We start from the raw sequence: 16,918 nt of genomic DNA on the forward strand, positions 1-16,918 counted from the left end.
TTAACGGAGTGCCCTTCCCCAGCCCTGCGGCGCCTCGAAAGTAGCAGCGGCTTGCTGCACCTCCTCGGAGAAATCGGACATCTCCTGTACCTGGCGGATCTCGATGATCTCGTTGGCCGAGGCCGGACACTTCTTGGCCCAATCGATCGCCTCCGCGCGCGAGGCGACGTCGATCATCCAGTAGCCGCCGATCACTTCCTTGGACTCGGTGAAGGGACCATCGGTGACGACCGGCCTGCCCGTGGCAAACGACACCCGCGCGCCCGATGAGGGCGGATGCAGACCGTCCAGCGTGATCAGCACGCCGGCATCCTTGAGCGCCTGGTTGTATTTCATCATCGCGGCGACGCGCTCGGGATCGAGATCGATCTCCGGCGGCGCGGTCTCATAGCCAAGCGGGATCATCAGCATCATGAAACGCATGTGGGGTCCTTTGGTTTTCGCGTAACAATCTCGGACTTCCGGTTCATCGCGGAGGCGATCGCCCCGGAATGACGCTGTGCGTCACTTCTTCGCAGTCTGCGCGCGCAGGCGCTCCTCCTGCTCGCGCAGTTCGGGGGTGAGCGCCTCGCCAAAATCCTCGACGGCGAACACCTGGCGGATCTCGACCTCGGAGCCGCCATCGAACGGCGCGCGCTTCATCCAGTCGAGGGCCTCATCGAGCGACTCGGTCTCGATCATCCAGAAGCCGGCAACGAGGTCGCCGGAGAGGGTGAACGGACCGCGGGTGACGGTGCCTTGCCCGCCTGCATATTTGATGCGCGCGCCCTTCGCGGTCGGGTGCAATCCCTCGCCGGCCTGCATCACGCCCGCCTTGACCATTTCCTCGTTGAACTTGCCCATCGCAGTCAGGAGTTCCGTGCTCGGCATGACACCGGCCTCGCTCTCCCTGTTCGCCTTCACGATCACCATGAACTTCATCGTCCTGTGCTCTCCTGTACCGGGCCGTCGGAGCCCGCGCCTGGCTGAAAGACGAAACCGGTCTTAAATTGCCGACATCGCCGGGACAATTATTTTCCAGGTCATTGACGTCGCAGGCGCGGCAGATTCGCGGCCCGGAATCAGCGCTCCTGCCTGACAAGTGCGCCGTCCAGGTAGGACGGGCCGAAATAGACGTCGACCCGCTTCACCTTGTCGCCGTCGAAGACGAAGAATTCGGTGTTGCGAAAATTCTTGCCGTCCCTGGCGACGCAGCGATAGGTGACGTAGGCCTCCGGCCCGTCGACCATGATCCGCTCGATCTCGTGGCGGCTGATCCAGTCGCTGGTCCGCCAGCACCGCGCGAAATAAGTCGGCTTGTCGATGCCTTCGCCATAGGGCGTGTTGAAGCAAAATTCCTCTGAAAACGTCTGCTCGACCGTCTTGCGGTCGTTCGCAAGATAGGCGGCGAAGATGGCGCGGATGATCTCCGCCTTGTTGTCGGCCGCTGCCATGTCATCTCCACGCGCTGCGGTCTACGGCGATCGCAGGGAAAATCCCCCAATCGTTGAGACCTCGTCTGGAAGACGAACGGCAACGCCCGAACACGACACTAAGGCCGGGAATTTTGCGAGTGCGCGCGCCGGGCCGGAACCGCCCTCAGCCCTCCCTCGGCACCATGCCGAAATAGGGCTCGGCCTCTTTGAGCACGCGGGCGAAGGACGGTCGCGACGTGAGACGCTCCAGATAGGCCGCAAGACGCGGATGTCCGTCGCTGAACGGCTCATTCATGTTGCCGTAGAACAGGGCCGGCGCGGCCGCGCAGTCGGCCAGCGTGAAGCGCTCGCCCACAGCCCAGCCGCCATCGGCGAGCTGCTGCTCGAGCATCGCATAGGAGGCGCGGAGCCGCGTCCGCGCTTCGGCCACGCCGTACGGATCCTTTTTGTCGGCCGGGCGCAGCCGGTCGAGCACGATCTTCTGCATCGGCAAATGGACGTAGAGATCGAACACGCGGTCGCTTAGCCGCGCTTGAAGCGCGAGCTTGGGATCATCGGGGACGAACCTGGTGGCGCCGGGATAGTGCCGGTCGAGATAGTCGATGATGACGCTGGATTCCGGCACCGTCTCTCCCCGCGTGCTGTCGCCGAGCACGGGAAATTTGCCGATCGGCCACAGCCTGAGCAGCGCCGCGCGCTCGGCGGGATCACCCAGATTGACCAGGTTTGGCGTGAACGGCGTGCCGTTGTCGTAGAGCGCGATCAGCGCCTTCCAGCAGAACGACGAGAGCGGGTGGTAATGCAGTGTGAGCGACATCGAAACTCCCAATCATTGGTCAGCGGCCACAGGACGGGGTGCCGGCGGCCGGGCCGACATATCGTGCTGGAATTATTTCGCTGGAATCCGTGTCAGTTGACACGTCCCGGTAAAGATCGCAGACGGTCTAGCTCGTCCGCAGCCAGCCGTATACCCAAACGATCGACCCCGCCATGACCTCGTCTTCGCCCAAAGTTGCCCTCGTGACTGGCGCCGCGCGCGGCATTGGGCTGGCAACCGCAAAACGCTTTCTTGCGGAGGGCTGGCGCGTCGCGCTGCTCGACATCGAGGGCGCATTGCTGGAAAGCGCGGTCGCGGCGCTGAAGACTCCCGGCAACACCCTCGCGCTGACCTGCGACGTCTCCAACGCCGAGGGCGTGGCGGTGGCAATCGCGGCGATCAACCAGCGCTTTGGCCGGCTGGATGCGCTGGTCAACAATGCGGGCGTGGCGGTGTTCGCGCCGGTGCTGGAGACTCCGGATGCCGACTGGAGCCGGATCATGGCGGTCAACCTCACCGGCCCGTTCCTGTGCACCAAGGCGGCCGCCCCTTTGATGCGCGAGCATGGCGGCGGCGCGATTGTCAACATCACCTCGATCTCGGCGGTGCGCGCCTCGACGCTGCGGGCGGCCTACGGCACCAGCAAGGCGGGGCTCGCGCATCTGACCAAGCAGCTTGCGGTGGAGCTCGCATCCGTCGGCATCCGCGTCAACGCGGTCGCGCCGGGGCCCGTCGAGACCGCGATGGCGAAGGCGGTGCACACGCCGGAAATCCGCGCCGACTATCACGACGCAATCCCGCTCAACCGCTACGGGCTGGAAGGCGAGCTGGCCGAAGCGATCTTCTTCCTGTGCTCGGATCGCGCGAGCTACATCACCGGACAGATCCTTGCCGTCGACGGTGGCTTCGATGCCGCCGGCATCGGGCTTCCGACACTGCGCGGCCAGCGGCGGAACGGCTAACGCGCGATGAGATCAGGATGAATCATCATCGCGCCCTAGCTTGTTGTTTGCGCATGATCTCCGCGCAAACGCTAAGCGTTTGTCGCGAGGGAAAACCGCTACACACTTTTCCGGATCATGCTTTAGCGGCTGACAAATTCCGGCCGCATCCGCCAGCGTAACTGGCGGAGACGATGTCAACCGCAAGGGAACCGCCGATGCGCAAGATGGCGATGAGTATCCTGGCGGTGGCTGCGCTGGCCACTGCCGTCGCGCCCGCCCGCGCCGAAGTGCGCATTCTCGCGAGCCCCGGCGGACAGGTCGGCCCGTTCCTCGAATTGTTCGAAATGGTGCGCGCATCGGGCGAGCGCGTCGTGATCGACGGTCCATGCCTGTCGGCCTGCACGCTGGTGCTCTCGATGGTGCCGAACGACCGCATCTGCGTGACGCGGCGTGCGGTGCTCGGCTTCCACGCCGCGCGCTCCGTCGACCGGCGCGGCCGGATGTATGCCGAGCCGGAAGCATCTCTGGAGGTGCTGGACGCCTATCCAGCCGCGGTGCGCGGCTGGATCATCCGCCGCGGCGGATTGACGTCGCGGCTATTGCTGCTGCGCGGGCGCGAGCTCGCTGCGATCTATCCGCGGTGCCGGTGAGGCGCTCCCTGCGCCGGTCATCCTTGAGGTGCTCGCGAAGCGAGCCTCGGCGATGAACAGCCCCGCCGGTGGCCGTCGCCCTTCGAGACGCGCTACGCGCTCCTCAGGGTGACGGTACAGGAGCGCGGCTGCCGACCGAACTGACGCCTACGTCCCCTCCATCGGGCAGTTCACCATCCAGGGGATACCGAACTGGTCGACACACATGCCGAAGCCGTTGGAGAAGAAGGTCTTGCCGAACGGCATGGTGACGCTGCCGCCCTCGGCGAGCGCCTTGAACCGCCGCTCGGCGTCGGCGGGATCTTCGACCTGCAGCGAAACGGAAAAGCCCTGCGGCTTCTGGAAATGGCCGGGCGGAGAGTCCGACGCCATGATGATTTCGCCATCGATCGTGATCATGGCGTGCATGATCTTGTCTTTCCAGTCCGGCGGCATCTGCATCTCCGGAGGTCCCTCCCCGTAGGGAAACGTCGCCTCGATCTGCGCGCCCAGCACCTTCTGGTAAAATTTCAGCGCCGCTCCGCAATTGCCGTTGAAGTGGAGATAGGGGTTGACCTGCATCGCATGCTCCTTGGGCTAGCTACTTTTCGGTCAGCTTTTTCAGATTGGCGAGACCGGCCTCGAAATCCTTGCCGATCATGTGGTCCAGGTTGATGAACACCTGCATCAGCTTCGACATGAAGACCGCCGGACCATACATCGTCCATGTGACGTTGGTCGCATCCTCCTGCGGCAGCATTGTGAATTCGGCGGTGTTGTGCCCCTCGAACGGCTTGAAGAAATCGAGCTTGATGACGACCTTCGATGGCGCCGATGCCTCCAGGATCTCCATCCGGCCGGAGCCGACATTCTTGTCGCCGTCCCAGGCATAGACCGCGCCCTTGCCGCTCTCCGTGCCGCTGTAGCTGCGCTTCATCGCGGGATCCTTGTTTTCGTAGGGCGACCAACGCGTCCACTGGTGGAAGTCGCTGATCAGCGGGAAGATCCGCTCCGCCGGGGCCCTGATGCTCGCCGCGCGCGTGACCTGCAACGTACTCGACTTGGCCGCCGCGAGGACGAGGACGACCGCAATCGCGATTGCGAGGATGACGGCGATGATGGCAACGATCTCGAGCATGACTGTCTCCGTGAGGATAAATTCAGGAACGATTTAGCGGCGAAAGGAAATCAGGTTTCGCAGGTCGCGCGGCCCTACACCATCAGGCCGAGATTGGCTCTTGGAATCGTCGGCATGGCGGGCTCCGCAAGGCCTGGTGACGCTCTGTCGCCACGACGAACGGGCGAACGCAAAGCCGACAAACTGAGCGAGGTTTTTTGTGAGTTCGTCAGAGCCGGGCTCATGCCGGCCATCCACGTCTTCGCTTGCTGCAACAAGGACGTGGAGGCCGGGCATGACGACGGAGCAAAACCTGACTGCTACTTCCCAGCCTTCGCGTTGCGCGGCTGGCTGTCGCGCATCAGGCGGTCGATATGCATGCGGATGTGGGCGGCTTCGGCGGTGGTGTTGGCGAGCGCGATCGCGCGGTCGAAGGCGACGCGGGCCTCGTCGTTGCGGCCGAGTTGCATCAGGAAGGCGCCGCGCACGCCGAAGTAATGGAAATAGTTGGAGAGCCGCGGCGCGAGCGGCTCGATCATCTCGAGCGCAGCCTCGGCGCCCGTCACCTTGGAGACCGCGACCGCGCGGTTGAGCGTCACCACCGGCGACGGCTGCATGATCTCGAGTGCGCCATAGAGCAGATCGATCTGCTTCCAGTCGGTATCGTCCGGCGTTTCGGCGCGGGCATGCAAGGCGGCGATCGCCGCCTGCACCTGATAGGGTCCGCTCCTGCGATGCCGCATCGCCTTGTCGATCAGTGCGAGCCCCTCGGCGATCAGCTTCTGGTTCCAAAGGCTGCGGTCCTGATCCTCGAGCAGGATCACCTGGCCATCCGCATCGAAGCGCGCGGCCGCGCGGGCATGCTGCAGCAACAAGAGCGCCGTCAGCCCCATGATCTCTGGCTCGCTCTGGAACAGGCGGAGCAGCAACCGCGCCAGGCGGACTGCCTCCTCGCACAGGGGGCTGCGGATTTCCGCGGTGTCGCCGCTTGCCGAATAACCCTCGTTGAAGATCAGGTAGATCATCGCGGCAACGGAGGCGAGCCGCTCGCTGCGCTCGGCCGCGCCCGGCGTATCGAACGGCACCTTGGCACCGGCGACGCGCGCCTTCGCCCGCGTGATGCGCTGTTCCATCGCGGCCTCCGAGACCAGGAACGCGCGCGCGATCTGCTTCACGCCGAGGCCGGAGACGATGCGCAGCGCGAGCGCGATCTGCTGCGTTGCCGGCAGGTCCTTGTGGCAACAGATGAACAGGAGCCGCAGGATATCGTCGCGGTAATGCGAGCCATCGAGCCGTTCGGCGATCTCGTCCTCGGCGTCGTCAAGGTCGGAGATCGCCCGGTCATCCTCGGGCAGCGGCTGCTGCTTCTTGTTGCGTCTGATATCGTCGATGGCGACGTTGCGGCCGACCATGATCAGCCACGCCGCGGCATCGCGCGGCGGGCCGTTCTGCGGCCAGCTCTTCAACGCCCGCAGGCAGGCATTCTGAAACGCTTCCTCGGCGGTATCGAGATCACGGAAATAGCGCAGGAGGGCGCCGACCGCCTGGGGACGCGCCGAGGTCAGCGCGGCATCGATCCAGGCGGTATCGGTCACGTTCCAGCCCTCCCCGGGTTGAAGACGCCGACCGGGCGGATCTCATAGGCGCCGCCGGGATTGGCGGCGCCGAGATCGCGTGCCACATCCAGCGCCTCGTCAAGGTCCTTGCAGTCGACGATGTAGAAACCGAGCAGTTGCTCCTTGGTTTCGGCGAAAGGGCCGTCCAGCACCAGCGGCGGGTCGTCCTTGCGCATCGTAGTGGCCGCCGTAGTCGGCAACAGCCGCGCCACCGGGCCGAGCCGGCCCTGCCTTGCGAGCTTCTCCTGCACGAGGGACAATTTTTGCATCACCGACGCGTCCTGCTCCTTGCTCCAGGAACCGACCATGTCTTCGTCGTGATAGCAGAGGATGGCGTACAGCATCGAAAGGGCATCTCCGTTCATCTCAAGGACGCACGATTATGCCCGTTACCGACAAGGGCGCGAAAGAAATTTTGCCCACGGTTCCGGCACCTGGAGCATTATCGGTTCTGATGGAATCAGAACCGAAGCCTTGTATTCTGGTTTTGACGCGTTTTCTTCACGCGAACCGGTGGGCCGCTTCGCTCGAAAACGCTCTGGTTGGAGGTACCGAAATGAGCAAGGGCGCGCTCGCGCTGCTGGTGCATGGTGGCACCGAGAATTGGTCGCCGCAGCGCTGGAAGGTGCGGTTCGACGATGTGTGCCGCGACCGCCGCGTCCTGCTGTTGCCGGACCCCGCGCTCGATCCGGCCGAGGTGTATTATGCAGCGGTGTGGAAGCCGAAACCCGGCGAACTCGCCGCGTTCGGCAATTTGCGCGTCATCTTCAATCTCGGCGCCGGCGTCGACGCGCTGATGGCTGACGGCTCGCTGCCCGACGTACCGCTGGTGCGGGTCGCGGTCGATGACCTGACCGAGCGGATGACCGAATATGTCGTGCTGCATGTGCTGATGCATCACCGCCAGGAGCCCTATTTGCGGGAATCGCAGCGCGTGAGGCGCTGGGCGCCTCGATATCAATGGGCGGCCAACGCGCTCACCATCGGCATCATGGGCCTCGGCACCCTCGGCGCCGCCGCGGCGCGCGCGCTGCGCGGGCTCGGCTTCCGCGTGGTCGGCTGGAGCCGCAGCGGCAAGCGGATCGACGGCATCACATGCTTCCACGGCGCCGCCGGATTGGACGCGTTCCTGCGCGAGACCAACATCCTGGTCTGCCTGCTGCCGCTGACGCAGGATACGCGCCACATCCTCGACCGCGACGTCTTTTTGAAGCTGAGCCGCGCGTCTCCACTTGGCGCGCCTGTTCTGATCAATGCCGGACGCGGCGGCTTGCAGAACGAGGTCGACATCCTGCATGCGCTCGACGATGGCACGCTGGGCGCAGCCTCGCTCGACGTCTACGAGACCGAGCCGCTGCCCGAGGATAGCCCGTTCTGGAGCCATCCCAGGGTGGTGCTCACGCCGCATAACGCCGCCGATACCGACGCCGATGAGATCTCGAAATATGTCGCGCGCCAAATCGGGCGGTTCGAGGCTGGCGAGCCGCTTGACAACGTGGTCGATCGCGAGCGGGGCTACTAACTTGGCCGCCCCCGGCGACGGCTAGGCTTTCGCCGGCAGCGCGTGGGCGAAACTCCAGGAATGGCCGAACGGATCGATGATGCGGGCGTAGCGGGCGCCCCAGAAGGAATCCCATGGCTCCAACGTAACGGTTGCGCCGGCGTCCATCGCCCGCTTCACCGCTGCGTCGCAATTCTCGACTTCGAGATGCATGGTGACGGACGTGCCCTTGATCCGGTCCGGCGGGAACACGGCGTCGACGCTGTGTTGGCCGCGATGCTCCGGGAAATCGTCCACCAGGAAAATCCGCGCGCCATTGACGCGGATTTCGGCATGCATCAGCCGCTTGCCATCCTGTGCCGGAACGCGCATGACCTCGGTGGCGCCGAGCGCCTTCTTGTAGAAGTCGACGGCAGCATTGCCGTCGCGGACGACGAGATGCGGAGTGACAACCTGCACGGGTTCGGACATGATTCAAGGCCTTTCCTGAAAGACAGAACGCGGCACGGCGCCGCCACGGCACCATGACGAATGCGGCGGTCTGCATCCGACATAGGGTCGCACATTTTTTCGGCCTGCGTGCTCAGGTCGCCATGGCCGAGACCACGTCGATGCCGGACTCGAGCCGGACGCCTGTTCCAACTGAAGACGAGCGGAAACGCCTCAGCCCGACATCGAGCGGGAAGAAAACCGCGACGGCTATTTGGGCCCGCACATCACGTCGAGGGCGCCCTTCACGATCGCTTCGAGCTCCTTGCGCGGAACGCACGCACGGGCGCGGATCGCGATGGTGTGGATCGTGCTGGAGGCGAGATGCGCCAGCGCGGTCGTATCCGCGCTCCCGGCCAGCTCGCCGCGTTCCTTGGCGAGGCGGAAGCAGTTGGCGAACGCCTTGTCGAGCTCGGTCAGGCCTTCCAGCACCATGGCGCGGATCGCGGGATCCGACACCGCCTCGGACCCTGCGGTCATCACCGTGAAGCAGCCGCGCGGACCTGCCTCGCCGGACAGATAGATGTCGAGCGCGATCGCGTAGATGCGCTCGAGCCGCTGTCTGAGCGGCGCCTCGTCGCGAAATACGGCGCCCATCGCGGCGCGCGCGTCGTCGCGATAGCGCCGGTAGCTCTTGATGTAGAGCTCGCGCTTGTCGCCGAACGCGCCATAGAGGCTCGGCCGATTCATGCCGGTCGCGGCGCTGAGGTCGTCGAGCGAGGTGGCGGCAAAGCCGGCGCGCCTGAACAGGTCGAGCGCCTTTCCGAGTGCGACGTCGGGCTCATAGGCGCGAGGCCGCCCGCGCCTCTTCGGAACTGCGGGCGCTCCAATTTTGGCAGCAGGTGGCGGCTTATTCTTTTGTACCATTTTGAACAAAAATCCTTGACCGAACCAATATTATGCACAACAGTACAAAAATCAATCGGCCGGGAAACCCGCGCCATACTGCCAAGGAGGCAAGCATGGACCTTTATTTCTCGCCCCTCGCCTGCTCGATGGCAACCCGCGTTGCCCTCTATGAAGCGGGCCAGCCGGCCAACTATCTCGAGGTCGACCCCAGGACCAAGCAAGTCCGCAACGACGGCTCCGACTTCATCAAGATCAATCCGCTTGGGCTGGTGCCGACGCTGCGGACTGACGACGGCGTGGTGCTGACCGAGAACGCGGCGATCCTGCAATATGTCGCCGACCGCTTCCCACAAGCCGGTCTCGGTACTGCCTCGCCTGCCGAGCGCTCGCGGCTGCATCAATGGCTCTGCTTCATCGGCACCGAACTGCACAAGGGGCTGTTCGTGCCGTTGCTCGACAGGAAGGCGCCACCGGACGCGAAGGCCTATGCACTCGAGAAGTACGTATCGCGGCTCGATTATCTCGAAGACCACCTGAGGGGCCGCGACTATCTGCTCGACCATTTCAGCGTCGCCGACGCCTACCTCGTCACCGTCATCAACTGGACCATGGCGACGCCGCCGGTGGAGCTTGCGAAGTGGCCGGCGCTGAAGGCCTATTATGAGCGGCTGCGGGCCCGGCCTTCGGTCGCCAAGGCGATCGCGGAAGAGTTCGAGCTCTACAAGGCCGAGCTCGCCCGGCGCAAGGCGGCGGCGTAAGCCTCGCTTGCTCGCTCTCCCCGTTCTTCACGGGAAGAGCGAGATGGGCTCTCGCCGCGACGGCAAATCAAAACGGGCTGTCTCCCAGGCCCGGCGCATCTGCCGGTCGCGGGCCCGGTGCGGACCAGTGGAAGCGGCGGTCCTGTTCGGCGATCGCGATATCGTTGATCGAGGCCTCGCGGCGGCGCATCAGGCCGTGCTCGTCGAATTCCCACTGCTCGTTGCCATAGGAGCGGAACCAATTGCCATCCGCGTCATGCCATTCATACTGGAATCGCACCGCGATGCGGTTGCCGTCGAATGCCCAGAGATCCTTGATCAGGCGATAGTCGAGCTCCTTCGCCCATTTGCGCGTCAGGAAGGCCACGATCGCCTCGCGGCCCTGAAACACTTCGGAGCGGTTGCGCCAGCGACTGTCCTCGGTATAGGCGAGCGCAACGCGGGCGGGGTCGCGCGAATTCCAGGCATCCTCCGCCATGCGCGCCTTCTGCGCGGCGGTCTCGCGGGTGAACGGTGGAAGCGGCGGGCGTGACATGGCGGACCTCAGTCGTTGTTGACGCGCGAGTTTATCGCGATGCGAACTGAAGTCGATGGCGAGGCGGCTATCGGCTGATGACTAAATTTTGGGAACGGAGCACATCGTTTTATCCGCCCAGCCATGTGACCGGGTCTGCGAACAAACGACGACGGCTGCAATCTAGTGCGGCGCGCAGTATTGCAGATGAAACCACATAATTCTTGTCCGTCCCGAGCTTCCACGCGATATCAACCGCACGTTGAAACTTTGCTCGTATGGAGAGGACGCAAATGTCCCGACTTCTCAACCGGCGCAAATTCATTCAGGCTTCGCTGGCGACAGCGGGTGGGCTTGGTCTGCCCGCGGCGCGAGCCGGCCGTGGTGAACACGACTCCTATGTGGAGGCGATCGTCATTGGCAGCGGCTTCGGAGGGGCGGTGGCCGCGTTGCGTCTTGGCGAGGCTCGCATCGAAACCATCGTGCTGGAGCGCGGAAAACGCTGGCCTATCACGCCAGCCGGCAACACTTTCAGCAACAAGGAAAATCCGGATGGCCGGACCACGTGGCTGAGCAACACGACAATCCTGCCCAGTCCTCCATTCCAGGACTTCCCCATCGACGTTTTCACCGGCGTTCTCGACCAGAAGAAAGCGGTGGACAGCGGCCTCGCGGCATACCGCGGGGCGGGCGTCGGCGGTGGTTCGCTGGTCTACGGCGGCATCGCGCTCCAGCCACCCAAAGAGTTCTTTCACAAGATCTTCCCCCGAACGCTGGACTATGACCGGCTGAACCGCGTCTACTATCCCCGCGTTCGCGCGATGCTCGGTGCAACTCCGATCCCCGATGACATTCTTCAGACGGACGCTTTTCTGTCGGCCCGCCTTCTAATTGCGCAGGCGACAAAGGCCGGCCTCACCATCACCAAGCCCGACATGGCGTTTGACTGGCACGCCGTTCGCGAAGAGATGGCGGGCAAACGGGTTCCATCCGTCATTGCCGGTGAGATCTACTTCGGCACCAACAGCGGAGCCAAGAACAGCCTGGATCGCAACTATCTTCCGAAGGCTGAAGAAACTCGTCACGTCGAGATTAAGCCGTTGCATCTGGTCACCTCGATCGAAGAATCCAAGCGCGGGTACCGCGTCTTCGCCAACGAGTTGAATGAGCGGGGTCACGTCATCTCACAAAAATCCTTCGAGTGCCGTTACCTGTTCCTGGCGGCGGGATCGATTGGAACTTCGGAGCTGTTGGTGCGTGCGCGGGCCCATCGCACCTTGTCCAATCTGAACGACGCGGTGGGTCAATTCTGGGGGCCGAATGGAGACTCCGTCGCGGGCATCGTCACCCCCCAACAGACAAACATCAATCTTGGAGTTGGCGGTGTCGTCAAGGTCAACGATTTTGACAACCCGATTGCTCCAGTAGCGCTGGAAATATTTTCGGCGGTGCCCCTCGCTCCGGCAGGGGTGCTTTTTGTATTGGGGCAGCAGATATCCAAACCCGACGGCTACCTAGCCTATAACAAGTCAACACAATCCGTCGATCTGTTCTGGCCGAGCACCTCGCAGGACACTGTGAAAAATGCTGCGGCCATCACGAAAACTTACAATCGGTTGAACCAGGCAAACGGCACATCCCTGGCCGGTCCTGTGGATTCCCTGGTCAGTGCGCATCCGCTCGGGGGCGCTGTCATCGGCGCAGTCTGCGACAACTTTGGAGAGGTCTTCGGCCACCGTAATCTGTTCGTCATGGATGGTGCGCTCATCCCGGGATCTGCAGGTTGCGTCAATCCGGCGCCTACGATTGCCGCTCTGGCTGAGCAGAGTATGGATCACTTCCTCGATCATTGAGATCGGCCAGGGAGCACGGTTTCGCGTCACAACTTATGTCGGCGAGCGGACCGCTGCCCACAGGTGTTCCTGATGTCTCGAGGGACCGGCCCAGTTTCACTCGCTGTATGACTCGAGCGCTACCGGATTTTGACACGGCCAAACTAATCAATATCCGCCTTCATCAGCGCCCGGATCCCCTTCGGGATCGGCTGCGCGCGGCCGCCGCTGATGAAGGCGACGCGGACCTGCGCCTTCACGAGCACGTCATGGCCGCGCCTGACCTCCTGCGCCAGCATGATCGAAGCACCCTTCACCGCGATCGGCCAGGTCACGACATCGAGAATGTCGTCCATCCGCGCCGGCTTGAGGAAGTCGAGCGTCATCGAGCGCACGACAAAGGCAAAGCCACCGGTCTCCTGAGGCGTCTCCTCGAACAGCGCCTGTTGCTCGGCACCCATCAGCCGGAGATGGTTGGTGCGCCCGCGCTCCATGAAGCGCAGATAATTGGCATGATAGACGATGCCGGAAAAGTCGGTGTCCTCGTAATAGACGCGGACTCGCATATGGTGGCGGCCGTCGCGGATCTCGCCGTCTAGGTGAGGTGCTGTCACGCCTATTCCCCGGAATTTTTCGCCTCCGGGGGAATTAGCGTAGCCGGGACCGAGCGTAAAGCGCCGCAACCGGCCGAACTCCGGCCGCTCAATGCGACAATCTCAGTTTCCGCATCTCGCATAGACGAGACAGGCAATAGGCCCGGTACAATCGGTTGATGAATTCCCACATGATCGCACCCTCTGCAGGATCACGGCGAGACATTTCATGGGATTACAGCGATAGGTTCCTCGCGCTCTGTTTCCTGCTGATTTCCTCGGATCAGGAAAATGGTTTCATCTGGCTTCCCGACAACGAAACGCACGGCCTCGTGAACGGGAACGCATCAGATGAGGGTCAGGAGACGACCGTCCCCTTCGTGCCCAGCGTCACCTGCACGATTTCAGGGGGAACACCGAGGCGGAACGGCATGATGCTGCAGCCGAGGCCGCCGGAAACGATGACATCGCATTTCAGCTTCAGATGTCCGTACACAAGCTTCACGCCGCGCTTGGCCGGCACCGCGGGCGACCAGCCGAGCAGCCGGACCTGCCCGCCATGGGTGTGGCCGGACAGTTGCAGCGCGACGCGCGAGGGCACGCGCAGCGCGATGTCGGGCTCATGCGCCAGGAGAATGACCGGCGCATCGTCGGTGACCTTGGCGAGCGTCGCGCCGAGATCGTCGACGCCGACGCGACTGATGCGCCGGTAGCGCCGTGCCGGCAGATAGGCGAGCTGGTCGCCGAGCCCGGCGAGCCAGAACGGATGGCCGTCCTTGGCGAGGCGCACGACGTCATTTTCGTAGACGGGAATCCCTGCGCCTTCGAGCGCGCGTCGGGCAATCGGCATGCCCTGTCCCTGCCGCTGCACGGTCTTGTCTTCCCAGTAATCGTGATTGCCGAGGATGGCATGCACGCCGAGCGGCGCCTTCAGACGCGCGAGCACCGCAGCCCACTCGGAGGCCGGGATGAAGCGCGTGACGTGGCGATGGCCTGCGACATAATCGCCGAGCATGACGATGATGTCTGCGTTCAGCGCATTGGTGCGTTCGACGATCGCCTCGATGTGATCGAGCGACATCCAGGGATCGCAGGCGTGGACGTCAGCGAGAACGGCGATCTTCAGGGGGAAATCCGCCGGCCATTGTCGCGGCGACAGCTCATAATTGACGAGACGGAGCCGGAACACCGGCTCGCCAAACCCGTAAGCAGCAGTCGACGCGCTGACGGCGGTCAATCCGCCAACGGAGCGAAGAAACTGACGACGTGAAATCATGACCGTCGGATCGGTGATGCTTGATCCAGTCCGACCACGATGCGATCGCGGTTCGGCCCTCCATTTGAGCATGATCTCCGCGCAAACGCCATGCACTTGTCGCGAGGGGAAGGCCGCTCCACACCTTCCCGGACGGTGCTTTAGCCCCGCAATTGAAGCGGAATTGAGCCCCCGCTTGCGCAGAAAGCCGTCAAATGCCCGCCGGCAGCTTGGAGCGTGCGCTGCGTCAACACGCATTTTCAACTTTTCGGGAAACCCGCTCAGTCGTCGTCGCCATTGCCGCCAAACAGGCCGAACTGCGCCGGATCGCGGTTTGGCTCGGCGAGGCCGAGATGGCGGAAGGCGTGCGAGGTCAACAGGCGTCCGCGCGGGGTGCGCTGCAAGTAGCCGCACTGAATCAGATAGGGCTCGATGATGTCCTCGATTGCATCGCGCGGCTCCGACAGCGCCGCTGCCATGGTCTCGACGCCGACTGGTCCGCCGCCGTAGTTCATCGCGATGGTGGTGAGGTAGCGGCGGTCCATCGCGTCGAGGCCGGCGCTGTCGACCTCGAGGGCGCTGAGCGCGCGGTCCGCGATGCCGCGATCGACGGAAGTGGCGTCCGCGGCGGAGGCAAAATCGCGCACGCGGCGCAGCAGGCGGCCGGCGATGCGCGGCGTGCCGCGGGCGCGCCGCGCGATCTCGTTGGCGCCATCCGCGGTCATTCCGATATTGAGCACGCGGGCGCCCCGGGTGACGATCTTCTCGAGCTCTTCCACGGTATAGAAGTTTAACCGGATCGGAATGCCGAAGCGGTCGCGCAACGGATTGGTCAGCAGGCCCGCGCGCGTCGTCGCACCGACAAGGGTGAATTTTGCGAGTTCGATCTTCACAGAACGCGCCGCCGGTCCCTCGCCGATGATCAGGTCGAGCTGGAAATCCTCCATCGCCGGATAGAGCACTTCCTCGACCGCCGGGCTCAGGCGATGGATCTCGTCGATGAACAATACGTCGCGCTCTTCGAGATTGGTCAATAACGCCGCAAGGTCGCCGGCCTTGGCGATGACAGGCCCCGACGTGGCACGGAAGCCGACGCCGAGTTCGCGCGCCACGATCTGCGCCAGCGTGGTCTTGCCGAGGCCGGGGGGACCGACGAACAGCACGTGATCCAGCGCCTCCCCGCGCTTGCGCGCCGCCTCGATGAAGATCGACAGATTGGCCCGCGCCTGCGCCTGCCCGACGAATTCGGTCAGCGACTGTGGCCGCAACGCGGTGTCGCCGACATCGTCGGAGCGGCGCTCGGGCGTGACCATGCGAGAGGGCGTGTTCACTTCGACAATTCCTTCAGGCCGAGCCGGATCAATTGCGCGGTCTCGGCCTTCTCGCCGGCGCTGCGCGAGGCGGCGGCAATCGCAGCAGCGGCCTGCGGCTGGCCGTAGCCGAGATTGACCAGCGCGGAGATCGCGTCCGTCACCGGACGCGGGGCGCGGTTGTTGTCGATCGCGCCGGAGAGCTGCACCACGGCGGGATCGACGGTGGCAAAGCCGGGCGCCTTGTCCTTCAATTCGCTGACGATGCGTTCGGCGACCTTCGGACCAACGCCCGGCGTGCGGGCGACCGCCGCCTTGTCGCGCAGCGCAATCGCGTTCGCAAGGTCGGTCGGCGGCAGTGTGCCTAGCACCGCAAGCGCGACCTTGGCGCCGACGCCCTGTACGGTCTGCAGCAGGCGAAACCACTCGCGCTCGTGATCGGAGCGGAAGCCGAACAGTTTGATCTGGTCCTCGCGGACATAGGTTTCGATCGACAGCACGGCGGCCCCGCCCGGCGACGGCAGCGCCTGCAGCGTGCGGCCGGCGCAATGCACCTGATAACCCACGCCGCCGACGTCGAGGATCACATAGTCCTCGCCGTAAGAATCGATCAGGCCCTTGAGCTTTCCGATCATAGGCTCGCAACCCTGAGCCGCAGCGCGGCGCCCTGACGGTGATGGGCATGCGTGATCGCGATCGCGAGCGCGTCCGCAGCGTCAGCGGATGGCGGTTCGGCCTTCGGCAAGAGGATCTTCAGCATCACCTGAATCTGGTTCTTTTCGGCATGTCCGGCGCCGACCACGGTCTTCTTGACCTGGTTCGGCGCGTATTCGGCGACCGATATGCCAAATATCGCGGGCGCCAGCATGGCAACTCCACGCGCCTGCCCGAGCTTCAGCGTGGCGACGCCATCCTTGTTGACGAAGGTCTGCTCCACCGCAGCTTCCGACGGCTTGAGGTCGCCGAGCACCGCCGCGAGCCCCTCATGGATCGCGAGCAGGCGGCTCGCGAGAGGGAGATGGTCTGGCGGCGCGACCGAACCGCAGGCGACATAGACCAGCCGGTTGCCCTCGGTCTCGATCACGCCCCAGCCGGTGCGGCGGAGGCCCGGATCGATACCGATGATGCGGACAGGGGAGCGAATCGACTGGGATGTCATGGGGTAGTGATACCGCCATCGCGCAGTGAACGAAAACATAAAGAGAACGTCATCCCCTGCCTCAACCAGTCATCCCCGTGAAAGCGGAGCCCCAATACGCCGGGATCTCACGTCTCAAAT

The 16,918-nt window shown here is 64.0% G+C and carries 21 protein-coding genes; 5 read left to right on the top strand and 16 right to left on the bottom strand.

The annotated features are described in order from the left end of the window. From JQ553_RS25170 to JQ553_RS25185, 4 genes are all read right to left on the bottom strand, one after another. A complete protein-coding gene (locus JQ553_RS25170) occupies positions 1-423 on the bottom strand; it encodes a YciI family protein (protein ID WP_212502732.1) in 423 nt (140 codons plus the stop codon). Between the two features lie 81 nt (positions 424-504). After that, the gene (locus JQ553_RS25175; protein ID WP_212502733.1) at positions 505-921 is read right to left on the bottom strand and encodes a YciI family protein; all 417 of its coding nucleotides are present in this window, start codon (positions 919-921) and stop codon (positions 505-507) included. Between the two features lie 140 nt (positions 922-1,061). Then, the gene (locus tag JQ553_RS25180) at positions 1,062-1,433 is read right to left on the bottom strand and encodes a nuclear transport factor 2 family protein (RefSeq protein WP_212502734.1); all 372 of its coding nucleotides are present in this window, start codon (positions 1,431-1,433) and stop codon (positions 1,062-1,064) included. Between the two features lie 145 nt (positions 1,434-1,578). Continuing rightward, entirely contained in the window at positions 1,579-2,232 is a 654-nt protein-coding gene (locus tag JQ553_RS25185) for a glutathione S-transferase family protein (protein WP_212502735.1), read from the bottom strand. A gap of 173 nt (positions 2,233-2,405) precedes the next feature. Here JQ553_RS25185 and JQ553_RS25190 point away from each other — a divergent pair, with 173 nt between their 5' ends. Both JQ553_RS25190 and JQ553_RS25195 read left to right on the top strand, forming a co-directional pair. Then, complete coding sequence (locus JQ553_RS25190) at positions 2,406-3,194, top strand: SDR family NAD(P)-dependent oxidoreductase (protein WP_212502736.1); 789 nt, start codon at positions 2,406-2,408, stop codon at positions 3,192-3,194. 197 nt (positions 3,195-3,391) lie between these two features. Continuing rightward, positions 3,392-3,826, top strand: a complete 435-nt coding sequence (locus tag JQ553_RS25195) for a hypothetical protein (protein ID WP_212502962.1) — start codon at positions 3,392-3,394, stop codon at positions 3,824-3,826. Between the two features lie 147 nt (positions 3,827-3,973). On the opposite strand, the gene JQ553_RS25200 is transcribed toward JQ553_RS25195, so the two are convergent. From JQ553_RS25200 to JQ553_RS25215, 4 genes are all read right to left on the bottom strand, one after another. After that, positions 3,974-4,387 (bottom strand): VOC family protein, encoded by a 414-nt coding sequence (locus tag JQ553_RS25200; RefSeq protein ID WP_212502737.1) that lies wholly within the window; start codon positions 4,385-4,387, stop codon positions 3,974-3,976. Positions 4,388-4,406: 19 nt separating this feature from the next. Beyond that, positions 4,407-4,943: an SRPBCC family protein gene (locus JQ553_RS25205; RefSeq protein ID WP_212502738.1), complete on the bottom strand. Its 537-nt coding sequence runs from the start codon at positions 4,941-4,943 to the stop codon at positions 4,407-4,409. Positions 4,944-5,242: 299 nt separating this feature from the next. Next, positions 5,243-6,517, bottom strand: a complete 1,275-nt coding sequence (locus JQ553_RS25210) for an RNA polymerase sigma factor (protein WP_212502739.1) — start codon at positions 6,515-6,517, stop codon at positions 5,243-5,245. Then, entirely contained in the window at positions 6,514-6,882 is a 369-nt protein-coding gene (locus tag JQ553_RS25215) for a YciI family protein (RefSeq protein ID WP_212502740.1), read from the bottom strand. Before JQ553_RS25215 ends, JQ553_RS25210 begins: the two co-directional genes overlap by 4 nt. A 212-nt stretch (positions 6,883-7,094) precedes the next feature. On the opposite strand from JQ553_RS25215, the gene JQ553_RS25220 reads away from it, so the two are divergent. Further along, positions 7,095-8,060, top strand: a complete 966-nt coding sequence (locus JQ553_RS25220) for a glyoxylate/hydroxypyruvate reductase A (protein WP_212502741.1) — start codon at positions 7,095-7,097, stop codon at positions 8,058-8,060. A 21-nt stretch (positions 8,061-8,081) separates the two neighbouring features. On the opposite strand, the gene JQ553_RS25225 is transcribed toward JQ553_RS25220, so the two are convergent. Together JQ553_RS25225 and JQ553_RS25230 are read right to left on the bottom strand one after the other, a co-directional pair. Beyond that, positions 8,082-8,510, bottom strand: a complete 429-nt coding sequence (locus tag JQ553_RS25225) for a VOC family protein (RefSeq protein WP_212502742.1) — start codon at positions 8,508-8,510, stop codon at positions 8,082-8,084. A gap of 228 nt (positions 8,511-8,738) precedes the next feature. Beyond that, positions 8,739-9,395 (bottom strand): TetR/AcrR family transcriptional regulator, encoded by a 657-nt coding sequence (locus JQ553_RS25230; protein ID WP_212502743.1) that lies wholly within the window; start codon positions 9,393-9,395, stop codon positions 8,739-8,741. Between the two features lie 95 nt (positions 9,396-9,490). On the opposite strand from JQ553_RS25230, the gene JQ553_RS25235 reads away from it, so the two are divergent. Next, the gene (locus tag JQ553_RS25235; RefSeq protein ID WP_212502744.1) at positions 9,491-10,135 is read left to right on the top strand and encodes a glutathione binding-like protein; all 645 of its coding nucleotides are present in this window, start codon (positions 9,491-9,493) and stop codon (positions 10,133-10,135) included. Positions 10,136-10,202: 67 nt separating this feature from the next. Here the strand turns inward: JQ553_RS25235 and JQ553_RS25240 are convergent, their stop codons facing one another. Then, complete coding sequence (locus JQ553_RS25240; RefSeq protein ID WP_212502745.1) at positions 10,203-10,670, bottom strand: nuclear transport factor 2 family protein; 468 nt, start codon at positions 10,668-10,670, stop codon at positions 10,203-10,205. Between the two features lie 272 nt (positions 10,671-10,942). On the opposite strand from JQ553_RS25240, the gene JQ553_RS25245 reads away from it, so the two are divergent. Beyond that, positions 10,943-12,502, top strand: a complete 1,560-nt coding sequence (locus tag JQ553_RS25245; RefSeq protein ID WP_212502746.1) for a GMC oxidoreductase — start codon at positions 10,943-10,945, stop codon at positions 12,500-12,502. Between the two features lie 143 nt (positions 12,503-12,645). On the opposite strand, the gene ybgC is transcribed toward JQ553_RS25245, so the two are convergent. The 5 genes from ybgC to ruvC form a co-directional block, all read right to left on the bottom strand. Further along, positions 12,646-13,095, bottom strand: a complete 450-nt coding sequence (ybgC, locus tag JQ553_RS25250; RefSeq protein ID WP_312015197.1) for a tol-pal system-associated acyl-CoA thioesterase — start codon at positions 13,093-13,095, stop codon at positions 12,646-12,648. A 337-nt stretch (positions 13,096-13,432) separates the two neighbouring features. After that, positions 13,433-14,350: a metallophosphoesterase gene (locus JQ553_RS25255; protein WP_212502747.1), complete on the bottom strand. Its 918-nt coding sequence runs from the start codon at positions 14,348-14,350 to the stop codon at positions 13,433-13,435. Positions 14,351-14,610: 260 nt separating this feature from the next. Then, the gene (gene ruvB / locus JQ553_RS25260; RefSeq protein ID WP_212502748.1) at positions 14,611-15,660 is read right to left on the bottom strand and encodes a Holliday junction branch migration DNA helicase RuvB; all 1,050 of its coding nucleotides are present in this window, start codon (positions 15,658-15,660) and stop codon (positions 14,611-14,613) included. Beyond that, entirely contained in the window at positions 15,657-16,274 is a 618-nt protein-coding gene (gene ruvA, locus JQ553_RS25265; protein WP_212502749.1) for a Holliday junction branch migration protein RuvA, read from the bottom strand. Before ruvA ends, ruvB begins: the two co-directional genes overlap by 4 nt. Beyond that, positions 16,271-16,798 (bottom strand): crossover junction endodeoxyribonuclease RuvC, encoded by a 528-nt coding sequence (ruvC, locus tag JQ553_RS25270; RefSeq protein ID WP_212502750.1) that lies wholly within the window; start codon positions 16,796-16,798, stop codon positions 16,271-16,273. The genes ruvA and ruvC overlap by 4 nt, the downstream gene beginning before the upstream one ends. Positions 16,799-16,918: the final 120 nt, after the last annotated feature.

It is taken from the genome of Bradyrhizobium lablabi (assembly GCF_018131005.1).
GTDB classification, from domain to species: domain Bacteria; phylum Pseudomonadota; class Alphaproteobacteria; order Rhizobiales; family Xanthobacteraceae; genus Bradyrhizobium; species Bradyrhizobium lablabi_D.

Coding starts and splice junctions, on each gene's coding strand:
- JQ553_RS25220 (WP_212502741.1), top strand. CDS start 7,095: ATGAGCAAGGGCGCGCTCGCGCTGCTGGTGCATGGTGGCACCGAGAAT.
- JQ553_RS25205 (WP_212502738.1), bottom strand. CDS start 4,943: ATGCTCGAGATCGTTGCCATCATCGCCGTCATCCTCGCAATCGCGATT.
- JQ553_RS25170 (WP_212502732.1), bottom strand. CDS start 423: ATGCGTTTCATGATGCTGATGATCCCGCTTGGCTATGAGACCGCGCCG.
- JQ553_RS25190 (WP_212502736.1), top strand. CDS start 2,406: ATGACCTCGTCTTCGCCCAAAGTTGCCCTCGTGACTGGCGCCGCGCGC.
- JQ553_RS25195 (WP_212502962.1), top strand. CDS start 3,392: ATGCGCAAGATGGCGATGAGTATCCTGGCGGTGGCTGCGCTGGCCACT.
- JQ553_RS25215 (WP_212502740.1), bottom strand. CDS start 6,882: ATGCTGTACGCCATCCTCTGCTATCACGACGAAGACATGGTCGGTTCC.
- ruvC (WP_212502750.1), bottom strand. CDS start 16,798: ATGACATCCCAGTCGATTCGCTCCCCTGTCCGCATCATCGGTATCGAT.
- ruvA (WP_212502749.1), bottom strand. CDS start 16,274: ATGATCGGAAAGCTCAAGGGCCTGATCGATTCTTACGGCGAGGACTAT.
- JQ553_RS25245 (WP_212502746.1), top strand. CDS start 10,943: ATGTCCCGACTTCTCAACCGGCGCAAATTCATTCAGGCTTCGCTGGCG.
- JQ553_RS25240 (WP_212502745.1), bottom strand. CDS start 10,670: ATGTCACGCCCGCCGCTTCCACCGTTCACCCGCGAGACCGCCGCGCAG.
- JQ553_RS25200 (WP_212502737.1), bottom strand. CDS start 4,387: ATGCAGGTCAACCCCTATCTCCACTTCAACGGCAATTGCGGAGCGGCG.
- JQ553_RS25255 (WP_212502747.1), bottom strand. CDS start 14,350: ATGATTTCACGTCGTCAGTTTCTTCGCTCCGTTGGCGGATTGACCGCC.
- JQ553_RS25225 (WP_212502742.1), bottom strand. CDS start 8,510: ATGTCCGAACCCGTGCAGGTTGTCACTCCGCATCTCGTCGTCCGCGAC.
- JQ553_RS25185 (WP_212502735.1), bottom strand. CDS start 2,232: ATGTCGCTCACACTGCATTACCACCCGCTCTCGTCGTTCTGCTGGAAG.
- JQ553_RS25235 (WP_212502744.1), top strand. CDS start 9,491: ATGGACCTTTATTTCTCGCCCCTCGCCTGCTCGATGGCAACCCGCGTT.
- JQ553_RS25230 (WP_212502743.1), bottom strand. CDS start 9,395: ATGGTACAAAAGAATAAGCCGCCACCTGCTGCCAAAATTGGAGCGCCC.
- JQ553_RS25175 (WP_212502733.1), bottom strand. CDS start 921: ATGAAGTTCATGGTGATCGTGAAGGCGAACAGGGAGAGCGAGGCCGGT.
- JQ553_RS25180 (WP_212502734.1), bottom strand. CDS start 1,433: ATGGCAGCGGCCGACAACAAGGCGGAGATCATCCGCGCCATCTTCGCC.